Origin of the sequence: Salinisphaera sp. (assembly GCF_035690525.1) — a bacterium.
Taxonomy (GTDB): Bacteria; Pseudomonadota; Gammaproteobacteria; order Nevskiales; family Salinisphaeraceae; genus Salinisphaera.
Genome location: NZ_DASSKM010000037.1, coordinates 1 through 15,382, shown reverse-complemented (window position 1 = coordinate 15,382; position 15,382 = coordinate 1). Strand labels below are relative to the sequence as shown.

At 63.5% G+C, this 15,382-nt stretch carries 17 protein-coding genes; 4 read left to right on the top strand and 13 right to left on the bottom strand.

The window, feature by feature from the left end; all coding sequences use genetic code 11:
- The 12 genes from VFJ08_RS02650 to VFJ08_RS02595 form a co-directional block, all read right to left on the bottom strand.
- Positions 1-1,452: glutamine--tRNA ligase/YqeY domain fusion protein (locus tag VFJ08_RS02650; protein ID WP_324994876.1), on the bottom strand; the 1,452-nt coding region annotated here is incomplete at its 3' end.
- A 100-nt stretch (positions 1,453-1,552) separates the two neighbouring features.
- Positions 1,553-1,972: a PIN domain-containing protein gene (locus tag VFJ08_RS02645; RefSeq protein WP_324994874.1), complete on the bottom strand. Its 420-nt coding sequence runs from the start codon at positions 1,970-1,972 to the stop codon at positions 1,553-1,555.
- A complete protein-coding gene (locus VFJ08_RS02640; protein WP_324994872.1) occupies positions 1,962-2,186 on the bottom strand; it encodes a hypothetical protein in 225 nt (74 codons plus the stop codon). The genes VFJ08_RS02645 and VFJ08_RS02640 overlap by 11 nt, the downstream gene beginning before the upstream one ends.
- Positions 2,187-2,244: 58 nt before the next feature.
- Entirely contained in the window at positions 2,245-2,955 is a 711-nt protein-coding gene (locus VFJ08_RS02635) for a hypothetical protein (protein WP_324994870.1), read from the bottom strand.
- Between the two features lie 63 nt (positions 2,956-3,018).
- Positions 3,019-5,757, bottom strand: a complete 2,739-nt coding sequence (locus VFJ08_RS02630) for a DNA methyltransferase (protein WP_324994868.1) — start codon at positions 5,755-5,757, stop codon at positions 3,019-3,021.
- Between the two features lie 2 nt (positions 5,758-5,759).
- The gene (locus VFJ08_RS02625) at positions 5,760-6,140 is read right to left on the bottom strand and encodes a type II toxin-antitoxin system VapC family toxin (RefSeq protein ID WP_324994866.1); all 381 of its coding nucleotides are present in this window, start codon (positions 6,138-6,140) and stop codon (positions 5,760-5,762) included.
- On the bottom strand, positions 6,130-6,396 hold the full coding sequence (locus VFJ08_RS02620; RefSeq protein WP_324994864.1) for a hypothetical protein: 267 nt from the start codon (positions 6,394-6,396) through the stop codon (positions 6,130-6,132). The genes VFJ08_RS02625 and VFJ08_RS02620 overlap by 11 nt, the downstream gene beginning before the upstream one ends.
- A 99-nt stretch (positions 6,397-6,495) precedes the next feature.
- Positions 6,496-7,941 carry a bifunctional 2-methylcitrate dehydratase/aconitate hydratase gene (locus tag VFJ08_RS02615; protein ID WP_324994862.1) on the bottom strand — a complete coding sequence of 482 codons (1,446 nt, stop codon included), beginning with the start codon at positions 7,939-7,941 and terminating at the stop codon, positions 6,496-6,498.
- Between the two features lie 36 nt (positions 7,942-7,977).
- A complete protein-coding gene (locus VFJ08_RS02610) occupies positions 7,978-9,615 on the bottom strand; it encodes a wax ester/triacylglycerol synthase family O-acyltransferase (protein WP_324994860.1) in 1,638 nt (545 codons plus the stop codon).
- Positions 9,616-9,917: 302 nt separating this feature from the next.
- Entirely contained in the window at positions 9,918-10,310 is a 393-nt protein-coding gene (locus tag VFJ08_RS02605) for an MAPEG family protein (RefSeq protein ID WP_324994859.1), read from the bottom strand.
- 59 nt (positions 10,311-10,369) lie between these two features.
- Positions 10,370-11,497 carry a bifunctional 2-methylcitrate synthase/citrate synthase gene (prpC, locus tag VFJ08_RS02600; protein ID WP_324994857.1) on the bottom strand — a complete coding sequence of 376 codons (1,128 nt, stop codon included), beginning with the start codon at positions 11,495-11,497 and terminating at the stop codon, positions 10,370-10,372.
- Between the two features lie 48 nt (positions 11,498-11,545).
- The gene (locus VFJ08_RS02595; RefSeq protein WP_414707035.1) at positions 11,546-12,544 is read right to left on the bottom strand and encodes an acryloyl-CoA reductase; all 999 of its coding nucleotides are present in this window, start codon (positions 12,542-12,544) and stop codon (positions 11,546-11,548) included.
- Between the two features lie 108 nt (positions 12,545-12,652).
- Here VFJ08_RS02595 and VFJ08_RS02590 point away from each other — a divergent pair, with 108 nt between their 5' ends.
- From VFJ08_RS02590 to VFJ08_RS02580, 3 genes are all read left to right on the top strand, one after another.
- Positions 12,653-12,862: a dodecin gene (locus VFJ08_RS02590; RefSeq protein WP_324994853.1), complete on the top strand. Its 210-nt coding sequence runs from the start codon at positions 12,653-12,655 to the stop codon at positions 12,860-12,862.
- A 27-nt stretch (positions 12,863-12,889) separates the two neighbouring features.
- A complete protein-coding gene (gene pdxH, locus VFJ08_RS02585) occupies positions 12,890-13,534 on the top strand; it encodes a pyridoxamine 5'-phosphate oxidase (RefSeq protein WP_324994851.1) in 645 nt (214 codons plus the stop codon).
- 70 nt (positions 13,535-13,604) lie between these two features.
- Positions 13,605-14,582 carry a L,D-transpeptidase family protein gene (locus VFJ08_RS02580; RefSeq protein ID WP_324994849.1) on the top strand — a complete coding sequence of 326 codons (978 nt, stop codon included), beginning with the start codon at positions 13,605-13,607 and terminating at the stop codon, positions 14,580-14,582.
- A 148-nt stretch (positions 14,583-14,730) separates the two neighbouring features.
- Here VFJ08_RS02580 and VFJ08_RS02575 read toward each other — a convergent pair whose 3' ends face one another.
- Positions 14,731-14,985, bottom strand: coding sequence for an Lpp/OprI family alanine-zipper lipoprotein (locus VFJ08_RS02575; protein WP_324994847.1), 255 nt, complete (start codon positions 14,983-14,985; stop codon positions 14,731-14,733).
- A 135-nt stretch (positions 14,986-15,120) separates the two neighbouring features.
- Here VFJ08_RS02575 and VFJ08_RS02570 point away from each other — a divergent pair.
- The coding region (locus tag VFJ08_RS02570; RefSeq protein ID WP_324994845.1) for an enoyl-CoA hydratase/isomerase family protein at positions 15,121-15,382 on the top strand (262 nt) is incomplete at its 3' end.

The window sequence follows — 15,382 nt, the reverse complement described above, 5'->3', positions numbered from 1 at the left end:
CGAGAACAGCCGATCGTAGATGCGCACCCGCGCCTGCTTGCCGTGGCTCGCCGAAACCCAGTGGATCACCCCCTTCGGCTTGACGCCGTCGGCCGGATTGGCGCCAAGCGTATCGGGGTCAAAGGTGCAGTGCACCTCGACGATCTCGCCGGCGTCGTTTTTCACGACGTCGTGGGCTTCGATCACATAGGCATTGCGCAGGCGCACCTTCTTGCCGAGCACAAGGCGCTTGTACTTTTTGTTCGCCTGTTCGCGGAAGTCTTCTTTCTCGATATAAATCTCGCGCGTGAGCGGCAGTTCGCGCCGCCCCATGTCGTCGCGATTGGGGTGGCCGGGCGCGGTCAACGTCTCGACGCGGCCCTCGTCCCAGTTGGTGATCACGATCTTGAGCGGGTCGAGCACGCACATGGCGCGCCCGGCGTCCGCGTTCAGATGGTCGCGGACAGCGTGCTCGAGCATGGCGGTGTCGACCGTGCCGCCGCTGCGCGACACACCGACCATTTCGCAGAAATCGCGGATGGACTCCGGCGTGTAGCCGCGCCGGCGGATGCCGCTGATGGTCGGCATGCGCGGGTCGTCCCAGCCATCGACGATACCTTCGTCGACCAGCCGCTTGAGCTTGCGCTTGCTGGTGATGGTGTAGTTCAGATTGACCCGGGCGAACTCGTACTGCACCGGCCGTGACGGCACCGGCAGATGCTCGATCAGCCAGTTGTAGAGGGGGCGGTGGTCCTCGAATTCCAGCGTGCAGATGGAATGCGTCACGCCCTCGATCGCATCCGACTGGCCGTGCGCGAAGTCGTAGGACGGATACACGCACCATTTGTTGCCGGTCTGATGATGCGCCTTGTTGCGGATACGATAAATGACCGGATCGCGCAGATTGATGTTACCCGACGCCATATCGATTTTCGCGCGCAGGCTGGCCGTACCCTCGGCGTATTCGCCGCGCGCCATGGCCTCGAACATCGCGCGGGACTCGGCCGGATCGCGATCGCGGTGAGGGCTGTCGACGCCGGGCTCGGTGAGCGTGCCGCGATATTCGCGAATCTGCTCGGGCGTCAGCTCGTCGACGTAGGCCAGCCCGGCGTCGATCAGCGTCAGCGCGTAGGCGTGGAGCGTATCGAAATAGTCGGACGTAAACCGGGGCTCGCCGTCCCATTCGAAGCCCAGCCAATGAATGTCGGCCTGGATGGAATCGATGTACTCCTGGTCCTCGGCATCCGGATTGGTATCGTCGAAGCGCAGCCGGCAGCGGCCGCCGAAATGCTCGGCCAGCCCGAAATTCAGACATATCGAGGCGCCGTGGCCGATATGCAGATAGCCGTTGGGCTCCGGCGGAAACCGGGTGACGACCTCGCCGATCTGCTCGCCGCTCTCGATCTGCTCGGCGATCAGGGCACGCAGAAAGTTGGTGCCGCCCTTTGAATCGTTGGATGCGTTATCAGTCATGGTTCGCCTAAGCGCTCGAGCCGAGCGGCAAATCGATCAGCAAGCCCGCAATTATACCGGCTCCGGGATTACCCAGCCGGCTGTAACGGTCAAGCCGAGCCTAGAGAAACGGGTTTTCGATCGTCAGCCGATCGATGCGCTGGCCGTGCTGCATGTCTTCGCTAAGCAAGCGCTTGCAGCCCGCCTCCAACGCAGCCGCGATGATCAGGCTGTCGTAGAAACCGTATCGATAGCGATCCTGGATATCGATACCGCCGGCTATGAGCGTTGCGCTGGGCATAATCTGCCATAACGGCTCGAGAACGCGATGCAGAAACTGCTTCGCGTCCGGCGAGGTTACCGGCACCGGCAGCTTGCGCATGATCACATGCAATGTCTCTTGAACGACCTGGTAACTGATCGCACCGGTCCCGTCCGCCAGCGCGTCTTCGATCACGCGTCGGGCGATGGCGTTTTTATGGGCGTCCGTTTCGTCAAATAAATAAACAAAGACGTTGGAGTCGATGAAATCATCGCTCATTCATCTCGTCCCGCGTGAACTTACGGCCGCCGGTACGCACATAGCCCTGCAGGCTGTCGATGACGGCGCGCGCTTCCGCTAACTGCTGCTCGCGGCGCGCATAATCGTTGAGCCAGCGCCGGAACTGCTCGTTGAGCGTCGTGTGCTCGGCACGTGCCCGGGCACGCGCGGCGTTGATCAGCGCTTCATCAGCGCTGAGGGTGATGTTTTTCATGGTCACACCGGAACTGTGTACACGAAATCAGAGTAGTGCCGCTGCACACCGGGATCAATCAATCGAGAACCCGGTGCTCGCTCATGGCACGGGCGGAATACGGCGCGCGGATACCGCCCGACCAGCGCCGACCGTCATCGGCAACGAACGTGATACGCGTCTCGATCCATGGCTCGTCGGCTTCCGGTTCGAGCCAGCGAGAAACCAGCTCGGCCTGGGTAAACGTCACGTGCGGGAAGCGCGGACGCAAATAGGCCCAGTTATCGACGATCTTGTCGGCCAGAATCCGGTTGCGCCGTTCTTCGCAGGTCTTCGGCCACATCTCGCCGGTCAGCAGATCGAGTCGAAAAATGCGGCACCGATACTCCCCCCACATCGCGCCCATCAGATATTCATACGACGTCTCGAACTTTTGCGACAGGCTGATCGCGAACCCGCGCAGCAGCTTGGTCGATGCACGCGGTGACTCGGTGTGGGCCCGCGTACGCCGATAGGCCTTTGTCACCGCCGCCGGCGGGCGCGGACAGGGATCGGGGCGCGCCTTAGACGGCCGGCTCGTGGCTGGCTGCGACCGGGACTTGTCGCCTGTGTTTGCCCGCATGTTCAAAAAAGGCATACGCCAGCCGCAATCCCGACAGCCGAAATACAACAACGTGACGATCTCGCCCCTGTTCACGTACGTAGGCGTCCACGGGATATTCGTGTAATCGCGTTTGAACTGCCACGCGTCAGAGCCGCACTCGGGACATTCAAAAATGGCTTTTGACATTGGAACTCTCACTGGCGCGCGGGCTCGGGTAAACCCCGCCGATACTCGCACACGTCGGGATAGTCAGCCGGATGCGTGCGGCGTGCGCGTCAGCCGCGCGTATTCGGCGAACAGAAACGCCACGCGATCCGCGTTGCCGGTGAGCTTGCGGCGGCCGTAGGCGGCGTCGACGGCCTTGTCGAGCGCGCGATGCGCCTTGAGCAGCGCGGGCGGCATGGTGAGTGGGTCGTAGAGATCGGCGAGCGTCGAATCCGGGAACTCGGCGCGCGCTGCCAGCACTGTATCGGCAGCTTGTTCCACAGCATGGTGTTTTGCGTTCGAAACCGCGTCAGGCCTCGGAAAATTGTTATACACCATCGTCGCCGAATACTGAAAATCGCTTTTCAGCCGGCCAGATACCGCGCCGAGCCACGCCATATGCATCGCAGATTGCAACAGACCAAACAGATACTTGCTTGGCTCTGCAATCAGATAATTTTTATTCGTCGATACGATATCCGGGCTCATCCACCCGAGCGGAATATAGGCCCGTCTTTGCGATGACACCTCGGGAATCAGGATATACGCACTTTCCGGCTGATTGACATAAAAGAATTCCGCCGCGCGATCGGCTGCGGCTCGCGTTGGTTTGGCCGAGCTAGCCTGGCGAAACGCCCGCACTTTTTCGACGCGCTCCAGCACAGCGGGCATCGATCGGAGCGCTTTGGGGCTGGCCCCCACCAGCCAGAGACAGAATCGCTCGCCGCCGTTCAAAAACTCGCGCGATCCCACCAACTGCCGAATATACGGCGCTGCCGCCGGCGCCTCGGCCAGCAACGCGGCTTTTTCATCGGCATCGAGCAACAGATGGCCCCCGTCCGTAGGCTTGCTTCCGCAACGCATCGTCGGCGCGGCCTGGATCGGCGTCTGTCGCTTACTCACGAAGTCTTCGGGACCGGCCGTGAGATACGGGCTGATCGACGCCACGGCCGCCACCTGCGGTTCCGCGGTCGGGCCGTCGTAATCAAAAAGCAATCGGGACTTCGGCTCGTTTCGGCCCAGCCCGATGATCACGCAATGCACGGCGGCCTGGCCGCGGGCCTCGTTCGACCATTTGAACGTGCGGTGGGCGAAATGAATATGCAGGCCGCGGCAGCCCAGCAGATACCCCCAAAGCAGCGGCACCTGTTCGCCCTGGCTAATCGAATTGGTGGAGACGAACGCGAACGTGGTATCGCTATCCTCGGTGAAATCGGCCGCCTTGATGAACCAGCACGCGACGAAATCAAGATCCGAACCGCTCTTGATCGATGTCGTCACTGCCGATTGATCGGCTCGCTGCGTCTTCGATTGATAATGCTTGCCGCCAAACGGCGGATTCCCGAGAATGTAGCTCAACCGCTGCCTCGGGATCACGTCCTCCCAATCCATCCGCAGCGCATTGGCATGATGAATATGCGGCGTGGCACGCAGGGGAATACGGGCGAAGTACAGGCCGAATTCCTCGCCGACCTTGACGTTCATCTGGTGATCGGTGAGCCAGAGGGCGACTTCGGCGATCCGCGCCGGAAATTCCTCGATCTCGATGCCGAAGAACTGGTCGACGTCGATATTGATGAAGCTGTGCACGTCGAGCGAGAGCTGGCCGGAGCCGCTGGAGGCGGCGCGCAGCACGTCCAGTTCCAGTTCACGCAGCGCGCGATAGGTGACCACGAGAAAATTGCCACAGCCGCAAGCCGGGTCGAGAAAAGTCAGCGTGCGCAGTTTCTTGTGGAATCCGAACAGCTTGTTGCGGTTGTGCTTGACGCGCTCGAATTCGGCGCGCAGGTCGTCCAGAAACAGCGGCTTGATGAGTTTCTCGATGTTTTGTTCGCTGGTGTAGTGGGCGCCCAGACTGCGGCGCGCCTCGCCGTCCATGATCGACTGGAACATGGCGCCGAACACGGCCGGACTGATCTGGCTCCAGTCCAGTGCGCAGGCATCCAGCAGCGCGTCGCGCATGCTCGAATCGAAAGCCGCTATCGGTAAGGGCTCTTCGAACAGGCGGCCATTGACGTAGGGAAAGGCGGCGAGCTGTTCGTCGAGGGAGGTTAAGCGCTGGTGGTGCGGCGTATTCAGAATCTGGAACGCATGCGCCAGCTTGGAGCCGAGATCGCTGCCGTCCTCGATGGTCCAGTCTTCCAGCCATTGCCGAAAAGCCTGCGCCGGCTGAAAGATGCCGGTGTCTTCGGCGAACAGACAGAACAGCAGGCGCACCAGCAGCATTTCCAGCGGATGATCTGCATAGCCGCTAGCCTTGAGGGCGTCGTGCAGCCGCCCCATACGTTCGGCGGCCTTGACGTTGACCGGGTCTTCGGCGCGCAGGATCTGCGGCTTATAACCGGCGATGAAGCCGAAGCGCTTAATCTGCTTGGGCAGATCCCTGAGCGCGAATTCGGCGTGCGTGTTGTCGTCCAGGTCATAGAGCCGGATGGTGGCGAAATCCGACACCACGACGTAGCGCGGCAGATCGCGGTCTTTCAGCGTCGCGAAATAATCCAGCGCCTGCAGATAGGCCGAGTCAAGGTCTTTGCCGAGCGACTTGTGTTCCGCAATCAGTGTTCCGGGCCAGAAGCAGTCGATAAATCCATGTCTATTGGCGCCCCTGTCGTCGAGCTTCTTGACGTGCTTTTCGAAGGTGCCGACCCGGCGGCGATCGACGCCGAACACCCGAAAGAACTCGTTCCAGAACGTCTGCGCCTCGCCACGCTCGTAAGATTCATCGGCCCACTCGTGAGCGAAGGCGGTGGCACGGTCGCGGATTTCGTTCCAGGACAGGGGCACCGCTATCCTATTTCGAACGGCTGGAACTGCAGGTTGGGTATGCCTTCATAGTGCTTGCGGTTGCCGCTGAACAACGCTACCTCACGCACTATCGCGGTAGCGGCAATCAGCGCGTCGGCCAGTTGCAGGCCGCGCGCATGCGCATGTTTTCGGATCAGGGCTACGGCCTGAGTGGAAATATCCGGACATAGATCGACGATCTCCACGCCCCAATACGCCAGACGCTGCTCTAAATCTTTCATTTCCTGCTTGTTCCGCGCGCCCTGCATGAGTTCGATCAAGGTTACGACCGATAGCCGCGGCTGCTCGATGGCGTCGAGCGAATCGACCGCCACCCGATATCCTCTCGCCGCCCATATCAGGACGTCGGTATCAATCAGCATCGGGCGGTACGTCGAATGATCTTGGCTGGCGCTGGCCGCGCAGCCATGCATCCGGGTCTTTCAGGTCGTCCCGGTCGGCCCAGATGCTCGCCAGTCCGGCTTGCGAAAAACGTCGCCGGGTCTCGCCACTATCGGACAAGCCGCCGGCCTTGAGCCGCCGCAAAACGTAGTCGCGCATACTCAGGCCGCGTAGCGACGCCTGCGCCTTGATCTGGCGATGTACGTCATCGGGAATTTCTATACTCAGACGACTCATGGCGTACCCATCGTGATGTTCATTTGTACATTAGCACATCGCGGGCCGTCGAGCGGACGCACTGCCCCGCGAGGCGGGGCGACGCCGGCCGGTGATGATTCAGGCGACGAACAAATCCGTGAAGGTCGGCACCTGCGTGGTTTCGGTGGTGGCTTGCTCGGCCACGATCTCCCTGATTCGGGACGCGTTTTTCGGCGCGATCTTGAGCGCGAGGTTATGAGCAAACTTTTTCTTGAGTTCCGGAATGCCTTCGCTGCGCCGGCGGCGGTGGCCGATCGGATAGTCCACCGACTCCTTGTCCGTGGCCGAGCCGTCGTTGAAGAACACTTGTACGGAATTGCCGATGGCGCGCTTGTCCGCTTCCAGGTATTCCTTCGTGAAGCGCTCGAGTTCGACCACTTCCATTTTGTCGCGCAGTGCGTCGATATGCGGATCGGCGGCGACCGCGTCTTCGTAGTCGGCGGCGGTGAGGCTGCCCTTGATCAGCGGTACGGCGACCATGTACTGGATGCAGTGGTCGCGGTCGGCCGGGTTGTCCAGCGGGCCGGTCTTGTCGATGATGCGCACCGCCGATTCCTGGGTTTCGATAACGATCCGGTCGATGTCGTCCAGCCGGTCGGCGACCTGCGGGTGCAGCGTGATCGCGGCTTCGACCGCGGTCTGGGCGTGGAACTCGGCCGGGAACGAAATCTTGAACAGCACGTTTTCCATGACGTAGCTGCCGAATTCCTGACCCAGGGTGATCTCTTCGCCACGGAACAGCGCGTCCTGAAAACCCCAGGTCGGCGCGGTGAGCGCGGACGGATAGCCGATCTCGCCCTTCAACACCCGCAGCGCCAGCAATACGCCTCTAGAGGTGGCGTCGCCCGCCGCCCACGACTTGCGCGGGCCGGTGTTGGGCGCGTGGCGGTAGGTGCGCAGCGCGCCGCCGTCGATCCAGGCGTGGCTGACGGCGTTGCGGACCTCGTCCTTGGTGCCGCCGAGCATGCGCGTGACCACCGCGCAGGTGGCGATGCGCACCAGCAGGACGTGATCGAGCCCGACCCGATTGAAGCTGTTCTCGAGCGCCAATACACCCTGGATTTCATGGGCCTTGATCATGGCGACCAGCACGTCGCGCAAGACCAGCGGCGCTTCGCCCTTCGCGATATTCCGACGCGAGACATAGTCGGCCACAGCCAGGATGCCGCCCAGATTGTCCGATGGATGGCCCCATTCGGCGGCCAGCCAGGTGTCGTTAAAATCCAGCCAGCGGATCATGCAGCCGATGTTGAACGCGGCCGCGACCGGGTCGAGCTGGTGCGATGTGCCCGGCACCTTGGCGCCGTTTTCCAGCGTCGCGCCCGGCACCACCGGCCCCATGAGCTTGGCGCAGGCCGGATAGGTCAGCGCCTGCAGCCCGCAGCCCAGGGTATCGATCAGGCAGTAGCGGGCGGTTTCCAGCGCCTCGGCGCTGTCGATCTCGCCGTCGCAGACATAGTCGGCGATCCGGGTGATGACGGTATCGAAAGAAAGGCGTGAAGCGGAACGAATATCGTGGGACATAAAATCTGCAGTTCGGTTGGAGTCGGACGCCGGCGGCTAGCTTTTCCGCGAACGACCGGAGGCATCGGGCTTGCGCGACGGAGCCTGCTTCCGGCCCGCGGTTTTGGCCTGTTTGCCGCCGCCGGTTTTTTTGCTTGTTTGGGCGCCGGTTTGGGCACTGCTCTGGCCGCTCGTCGTCTTGCGGCCGGTCTTGCTCGAACCGCCGGCGCCGCTCTTGGCCCGCGCGCGCGGCGCGGTCTTGCGCTGCGTCTCGCCCCTAGCCTGTTGCCCCGCCGGCCGGCCATAGAGTTGGCGCAGCTCATCCAGCGCCTCGCCGGCGTAGACCGCGATATGCTGCAGCGAGGGCAGACTGTCGCGACAACCGATGAAACCGAAGCCCAACGTGTCGGCATAGCCGTGCACGGTGATGTTGAGCGCCTGACCGTGGGTGACCAGCGACGTCGGATAAAAGGCTTCCATCTCGGCGCCGTTGATGAACAGCCGTTTGCGCGGACCTGGCAGGTTGGACACGGTGACGTTGAACACCGGCCGTGTGCGTCCGGCCATGCCGGACACGAGCGACAAAATATAGGGCGACATCAGCGCGATCGTATACTGCGTGATCGCCGACGCCGAAAGTTTCTCCAGGCTCGCCTTGGCCGCGCGTGTCGAGGCCGCGATCGTTTCGAAGCGCGTGCGCGTATCCGCGACATCCGTTGCCAGGGTCGAGATGATGAAGGTGATCGCGTTGCCGTGTTCGTCGTCGCTGTCGGCGGTGCGTACCGAAACCGGAATACCCGCGGTCAGCGCTTTTTTCGGCAGTGCGTCGATTTCGATCAGATAGCGCCGCAGCGCGGTGCCGCAGATCGTGAGCACCATATCGTTGACCGTGCCCCCGGCACCCTGTGCCAGACCCTTGAGCTCGGCCAGCGAATAAAGCTGGGTCGCATACCGGCGCGGCGCGGTGATGCGGCCGTTGAGCACCGAACTGGGGGCGGCGAACGGCAACCCCATCGCATTGCCACCCGAGCGCGCGGCCCGCAGCATGTCGCGCACCACACCGGCAAAACCGGACAGCGAAGTGACCTGATCGCGGGTGCCGCTGATCATCTGGGCGGCCGCCCGATACAGCCCGGGCCGGTGCGCCTCCGGCGGCCGGCGCCGGCGTTTTTTCGGCTCGACCGCCCAGAACGGCGGCCGATCCCGGGTCTGGGCGGTGCCGTCGAATGCCCGCGCGAGCAGTCGCATGCCGGCCACGCCGTCGATCAACGAATGGTGGATCTTGAGATACAGGGCGAAGCGCCGGTTTTCCAGCCCCTCGATCAGATGACATTCCCACGGCGGGTACTCGAAATCGATCGGGTGGCTGTGCAGCCGCGAGGTGAGCGTGCCGAGCTCGACCTCGCCGCCTGGCGACGGCAGTGCCGAATGCCGAAAATGATAATCCACGTCGATCTCGTCGAGCAGTTCCCACTCCGGCACGACATTGCGCAGCCGCCGGGTGCGCAGGCGCTGATTCCATGGCCGGTGCGCCACGGAAAATCGGCGCCAGTGCGCGACCAGGCGCTCGCAAAAATCCGCCGGCGCATCGTCGGGCATCTTGAACGTCAGCAGGCCGCCGACCTGCATCGGCGCGTTGGGTGTCTCCACGTTCAGCCACGCGGTATCCACCAGATTGAGTCGTTTGGTCTGCATAGCGCACCTCGCGGACCGTGTTGTCGTTACCCGACCATCATAAAGACAGCCGTTGTTATCCGAGCATACGCGGGTCGCGGGCGGTATTATTAACCGACACCAAAACAGCTGAAATATCAGCTGTTTCAACGCACCCGAAAATCAAGGCCGGCCCATGTCCGTCTTCGATTTTCAAGTGCTTCGCGGCCGATGGCCGCGGCGAGCACGCGCTTGCGTACTCGCACTATCAATCCGGCAGGAAGGTATTTTCATGCCGGATTGATAGTACTTTCCCCAGTACCGCCGCCCCGGTGCTGCACGGGTCAGCCCACCGCGCCCACGATAAACAGGCCGAGCGTGCAGGCGGTGGCGGCAGACCAGACCAAACTGCGCAGACTGGCGCGGTCGGTGATATAGCACCAGCCGTAGACCAGCCGCAGCAGAATGAACAGCACCGCGAGCGTATTGGCGGCCGTGATCGAGCCGCCGGCGATCACCGCGATGATCACGCCGGCCGCGAACGGCGGGAATGCCTCGAAGCTGTTGAGTTGGGCCCAGTAGGCACGTTTTTTGGCGCCCTCGGTGGCGTCCAGCCACTCGCGCGGATTGTGGTTCCCGCGCGGGCCCATTTTATTCTCGCCGGCGAATTTCGCGTAGCCGATGAAAGCCAGCGGCATGAAGGCCGCGATCAGAACGCACCAGTAGGCCAGAATCATGGCACTCCCCTTGTTGTTGCTATGGTTGTTATCGATCGTGATCGGTATGGCTGGCCCGTCTAGCGCGCCTCGATCGGCACGAACTCGCGGGTTTCCGGCCCGACGTACTCGGCGCTCGGCCGGATCAGGCGGTTGTCGGCCCGCTGCTCGAAGATATGCGCGCCCCAGCCGGTCAGCCGCGAGATCACGAAGATCGGGGTGAACAGCTCGGTCGGAATGCCGAGAAAACGATAGGCCGTCGCGTGATAAAAATCGGCGTTGGGAAACATGCCTTTCTCGTCGTGCATGACCTGTTCCAGCCGCTCGGAAATGGCGTACAGACGACGCCGGTCGTCGTCGTTTGCGGCCAACCGCGCCGACCAGGCTTTGACGATGGCGTTGCGCGGGTCGCCATTTTTGTACACCCGATGGCCGAAGCCCATGATCTTTTCCTTGTTAGCCAGCATCCGGCGCAAGCCCGCCTCGGCGTCGTCGGGATCGGAGAAGGACTCGATCAGTGCCATCGCTTTCTCGTTGGCGCCGCCATGCAGCGGGCCGCGCAGCGCACCGATCGCGCCGACCACCGCGGAATAGAAATCGGAGAGCGTGGCGGCGATCACCCGCGCGGTGAAGGTCGAGGCATTGAATTCGTGCTCGGCGTACAGGATCAACGAAGTCGACATCGCCTTGATCGCCTCCTCGTCGGGCCGCACACCGTGTAGCAGATGCAGAAAGTGCGCGCCGATCTTGTCGTCGTCGGTCTCGACCTCGATACGCTCGCCGGAATGCGCGAAGTGGTACCAGTACAGCAGCATCGACGGAAAGGCCGCGAGCAGCCGGTCGGCCACGTCGTGTTGCCGGCTGTCCGGGTCGTTTTCCTGCTCCAGGGTGCCCAGCACGGAGGCGCCGGTGCGCATCACGTCCATGGGATGGGTGTCGGCCGGCAACATCTCCAGCACGGTTTTCAGGCGCTGGGGCAGCCCGCGCCGCGCGGCCAGGCGCCGTTTGTAATCGTCGAGCTGCGATCGGCTGGGCAGCTCGCCATAGAGCAGCAGGTACGCCACTTCCTCGAACTCGGCGCGCTGGGCCAGATCGTCGATCGGGTAGCCGCGGTAAGTCAGCCCGACGCCTTGCTGGCCAACCGTGCAGATAGCGGTTTTGCCGGCGGTCACGCCCGCCAGCCCGGCGTTGTTGTCGCTCTTGGCCATATAAGATTTCCTCCTCGTGTCGTTCGTGCGCGCCCGGATTCCGCGCGATCAGCGTGTGACGTCGACCACGGTCCGGCCTTGGTGCTCGCCGGCCATGATCGCATCGCAGACCGCGTGCACCTCGTTCAGGCCGATGGTCTCATGCGCGATGCGCTCGAGCTGCGCCGGCTTGAGCGCGCCGGCCAGTTCGCGCCAGATCCCGTCGCGCCGCGCGGCCGGACATTCCACGGAATTGATGCCGAGCAGCGACACGCCGCGCAGGATGAACGGCATCACCATCGTCTCGAGCTTGGGACTAGCCGCAAGACCGATCGCGGCCACGTTGCCGAACTGGACGGTCTGGCCGAGCATGTCGGCCAATACCGCGCCGCCGAGCGCATCGATCGCGCCGCCGTAGGTCTCCCGCCCGAGCGGCTTGCCGCCGAGATCGAGCGCATCCGGCGCGATCACGTCAGTCGCGCCCAGTTCGCGCAGGGCCGGGCCCTGGGTCTCGACGCGACGCGTCACCGCGACCGGCGCGAAGCCGGCCTGGGCGAGCATCTGGATCGCGAGCATGCCGAGGCCGCCCGAGGCCCCGGTGACCAGGACCGGGCCGAGTTCAGGCGTCTGGTAATTGTCGCGCAGGCGGGTCAGGGCCAGCGCCGCGGTGAAACCGGCCGTGCCCAGCGCCATCGCCTCCCACGGCGTGAGGCCGTCGGGCAGCGCGGTCACGCAGCCGCCGGGCACACGCACATAATCGGCCAGGCCGCCATCGCGCGTTTCCGAGAGCTGCCAGCCGGTGACGAGGACCGCGTCGCCGGGCGCGAAGCGCTCGTCCTCGCTGGCTTCGACCACCCCGGCGACATCGATGCCCGCGTTGAGCGGACGCTTGCGCGCGATCTTGCCGGCGCCGGTGATCGCCAACGCATCCTTGTAGTTCAGGCTGGAATAGCGCGCCGCGATCATCACGTCGCCGCCGGTCAGTTCGGCCCGGTCCATGTCGGTAATGCGGCCGCGCGGGCCGTCGTCGGTATCGATAATTCGTAGCGCTCTCACGGCGGACTCCATCGGCGAGTGAAAACATCTTTTTTAACACAGCACACGGGCGTGACCCGCTTGAGCGCGAATCGGCCACGGCGTAGGCTTGCCGCATCATCCAACCACCGCCGATCCACGATGAGCGATAACGTCTACAAGTCGATCGAACTGACCGGTTCCTCGGAGACCAGTCAGGAGGACGCCGTGCGCAAGGCCGTGACCGAGGCGTCCAAGAGCATCAAGCATATGCGCTGGTTCCAGGTCATCGATACCCGCGGCCATATCGAGGACGACGAAATCGCCCACTGGCAGGTCACCGTCAAAATCGGCTTTACTCTGGACAACTGAGCCGGCCCGCCGCATCGAGGAGCGCCGATGAGCGACCAGCCCAGCGTCTGGCAGGGCGATCTGGATCGCGACGATCTGGTCGAGGCCCATGCCCCGGCCGATCCGTTCGCTTTGTTCGCCGACTGGTACGGCGCCGCCGCGGCGTGCGGGCTGCGCGAACCCACCGCCATGACGCTGGCCACGGTCGATCCCGACGGCACGCCGTCCGCGCGCATCGTGTTGCTCAAGGGTTTCGATGCGCACGGTTTCCGGTTCTATACCAATTACGAAAGCCGCAAGGGCGCGGCGCTGGCCGCCAACCCGCGGGCGGCGCTGGTATTCTGGTGGGAGCCGATCGAGCGCCAGGTTCGGGTAACCGGCCGCGTCGCCCGGCTCGATACCGCGACCTCCGACGCCTATTTCGCGCGCCGCTCGCGCGGCAGCCGGCTGGGCGCCCACGCCTCGCCCCAAAGCCGGCGCTTGGCCGATCGCGCCGAACTCGAGCAGCGCTTGGCCGACGCCGAGGCGCGTTTTGCCGATCGCGAGGTACCCCGGCCGGCCCACTGGGGCGGCTATGTGGTCATGCCCGAGGCGATCGAGTTCTGGCAGGCCCGGCGCAGCCGATTGCACGATCGGCTACGCTACGTGCGGGACGAACCGGGGCCGTGGCGGATCGAACGCCTGTCGCCCTGATTTCGACCTAAGAGCCTGTTCACGACCCTTCGGGTGGCCCACCGGGTCTCGGATGTCGTTTGGAGATGAGATGAGTGTGTTGCGTTTGGTTGTCCGGCTGACCTGTCTTTTGACTGCATTCGCCGCCGCGCCCGCCTGGGCCGCGATGTACGATATGCCGCCGCCGGGCTCCGACGTAGTGGGGCAGATACAGCACATCAAGACGGAGGCGTCCGACACGTTCGTCGCGCTCGCGCGCAAGTACGATGTCGGCTATCGCGATCTGCGCGAAGCCAATCCGAATGTCGACCCGTGGCTGCCCGGCGACGGAACGCCGCTGATAATCCCGACCGCCTACGTGCTGCCGAACGTGCCGCGTAAAGGCATCGTGGTCAATGTGCCCGAGATGCGGATCTACTACTTCCCGGACAGCGACAGCCAATACGCCGGCAAGGTCTTCACCTACCCGATCGGGATCGGCCGCCAGGGTTGGTCCACGCCGATCGCACATACCTACATCGCCCAGAAGATCCCACATCCCAGTTGGACGCCGCCGGCCTCGATCAAGAAGGAACATGCCGCAAAAGGCGATCCGCTACCGGATGTGGTGCCAGCCGGGCCGGACAACCCGCTGGGCCAGTATGCGCTGCGCCTGGGCCTACCCTCGTACCTGATTCACGGCACCAACAAACCCGCCGGCATCGGCATGCGCGTCTCGCACGGCTGCATCCGCCTGTTTCCGGAAGATATTTCGGCGCTGTTCTCGATGGTCCCCGTGGGCACCCCGGTCAACATCGTGAGCGAACCCTATAAAATCGGCTGGGACGGCAGCACACTGATGATGGAAGCCCACCCGCCCAACGCCGGAGGCGCCGCTCCAGTCAAATCGTATACGCCCTGGGTGCAGGCGCTGATCGCGGCGACCAAGGACCAGCCCAAAGCCCCGGTGAACTGGGACAAGGGCGAGAAGGTCGTGCACAACGCTGCCGGCATCCCGCAAGCGATCGGCCACGACCCGCACAAGCACGACCCGAGCATCACCGCGCACGCGGACGCGGCGTCGAGTTGACCCGGCCCGGACACCCGCCATAGGCAGCATCCGCCGCAGGTATTTCCCATGGTCGCAGGCGGCGCGGTGTCGAAGCCGCGGACCTAAAAAAGCCCCGCCGGACCGGCAGGGCTTTTTCAAGCGGACCGGGCCCGCTCATGCATCGCGCTTATTTCTGCTGCGAAGTCCGGAACATACGTTCCATGCGCTGCGAGTTAGCCTGGGCCATCGACTTCGCTTCGTTGGCCGTCTGCAAGGCCTGGTTAGCGGTCTGCTGGGCCTCGTTCGCGGTCGACTGCGCCGACTCGGCCTTGCGCATGGCCTGGTCCACCTGCGACTGCATCGGGCCGTTCTGGCTGGCGCAGCCAGCCGCGGCAGCGACGATGCCGGCTGCGAAAGCAGTCTTCAAAACCGTCTTGATCATAATAGCAACTCCTAATTATTGCTTTGCTCCGACCGGAAACCCCCGACCGTGCCGATTAAATCTAGCATAACTTCGTTTCAATGTTGATACGATCGGGCTTCGCGGCCCATACCTTTTGAATCCAGGAGCCCATCAATGAGCGACAGCCGGGTACATGAAACTGAAATTAGGCTTAACAGTGGCGCCCGGCTCGGCCGGCTCACGCTCGACAGCCCGGCCGCGCTCAACGCCCTGCGCCTAGAGATGGTCGAGGCGGTACAATCCGCGCTCGAGCGCTGGGAGGCGCGCGAGGATATCGTGGCCATCCTGATCGACGCCGACTCCGACCGGGCCTTCTGTGCCGGCGGCGATATCGTCAACCTGTATCGTTCGGCGATCGGCCAGGCGGACGCCGACT

Coding starts and splice junctions, on each gene's coding strand:
- VFJ08_RS02620 (WP_324994864.1), bottom strand. CDS start 6,396: ATGAGTCGTCTGAGTATAGAAATTCCCGATGACGTACATCGCCAGATC.
- VFJ08_RS02610 (WP_324994860.1), bottom strand. CDS start 9,615: ATGCAGACCAAACGACTCAATCTGGTGGATACCGCGTGGCTGAACGTG.
- VFJ08_RS02625 (WP_324994866.1), bottom strand. CDS start 6,140: ATGCTGATTGATACCGACGTCCTGATATGGGCGGCGAGAGGATATCGG.
- VFJ08_RS02645 (WP_324994874.1), bottom strand. CDS start 1,972: ATGAGCGATGATTTCATCGACTCCAACGTCTTTGTTTATTTATTTGAC.
- VFJ08_RS02595 (WP_414707035.1), bottom strand. CDS start 12,544: ATGGAGTCCGCCGTGAGAGCGCTACGAATTATCGATACCGACGACGGC.
- VFJ08_RS02590 (WP_324994853.1), top strand. CDS start 12,653: ATGAGCGATAACGTCTACAAGTCGATCGAACTGACCGGTTCCTCGGAG.
- VFJ08_RS02575 (WP_324994847.1), bottom strand. CDS start 14,985: ATGATCAAGACGGTTTTGAAGACTGCTTTCGCAGCCGGCATCGTCGCT.
- VFJ08_RS02615 (WP_324994862.1), bottom strand. CDS start 7,941: ATGTCCCACGATATTCGTTCCGCTTCACGCCTTTCTTTCGATACCGTC.
- VFJ08_RS02635 (WP_324994870.1), bottom strand. CDS start 2,955: ATGTCAAAAGCCATTTTTGAATGTCCCGAGTGCGGCTCTGACGCGTGG.
- prpC (WP_324994857.1), bottom strand. CDS start 11,497: ATGGCCAAGAGCGACAACAACGCCGGGCTGGCGGGCGTGACCGCCGGC.
- pdxH (WP_324994851.1), top strand. CDS start 12,890: ATGAGCGACCAGCCCAGCGTCTGGCAGGGCGATCTGGATCGCGACGAT.
- VFJ08_RS02580 (WP_324994849.1), top strand. CDS start 13,605: ATGAGTGTGTTGCGTTTGGTTGTCCGGCTGACCTGTCTTTTGACTGCA.
- VFJ08_RS02605 (WP_324994859.1), bottom strand. CDS start 10,310: ATGATTCTGGCCTACTGGTGCGTTCTGATCGCGGCCTTCATGCCGCTG.
- VFJ08_RS02640 (WP_324994872.1), bottom strand. CDS start 2,186: ATGAAAAACATCACCCTCAGCGCTGATGAAGCGCTGATCAACGCCGCG.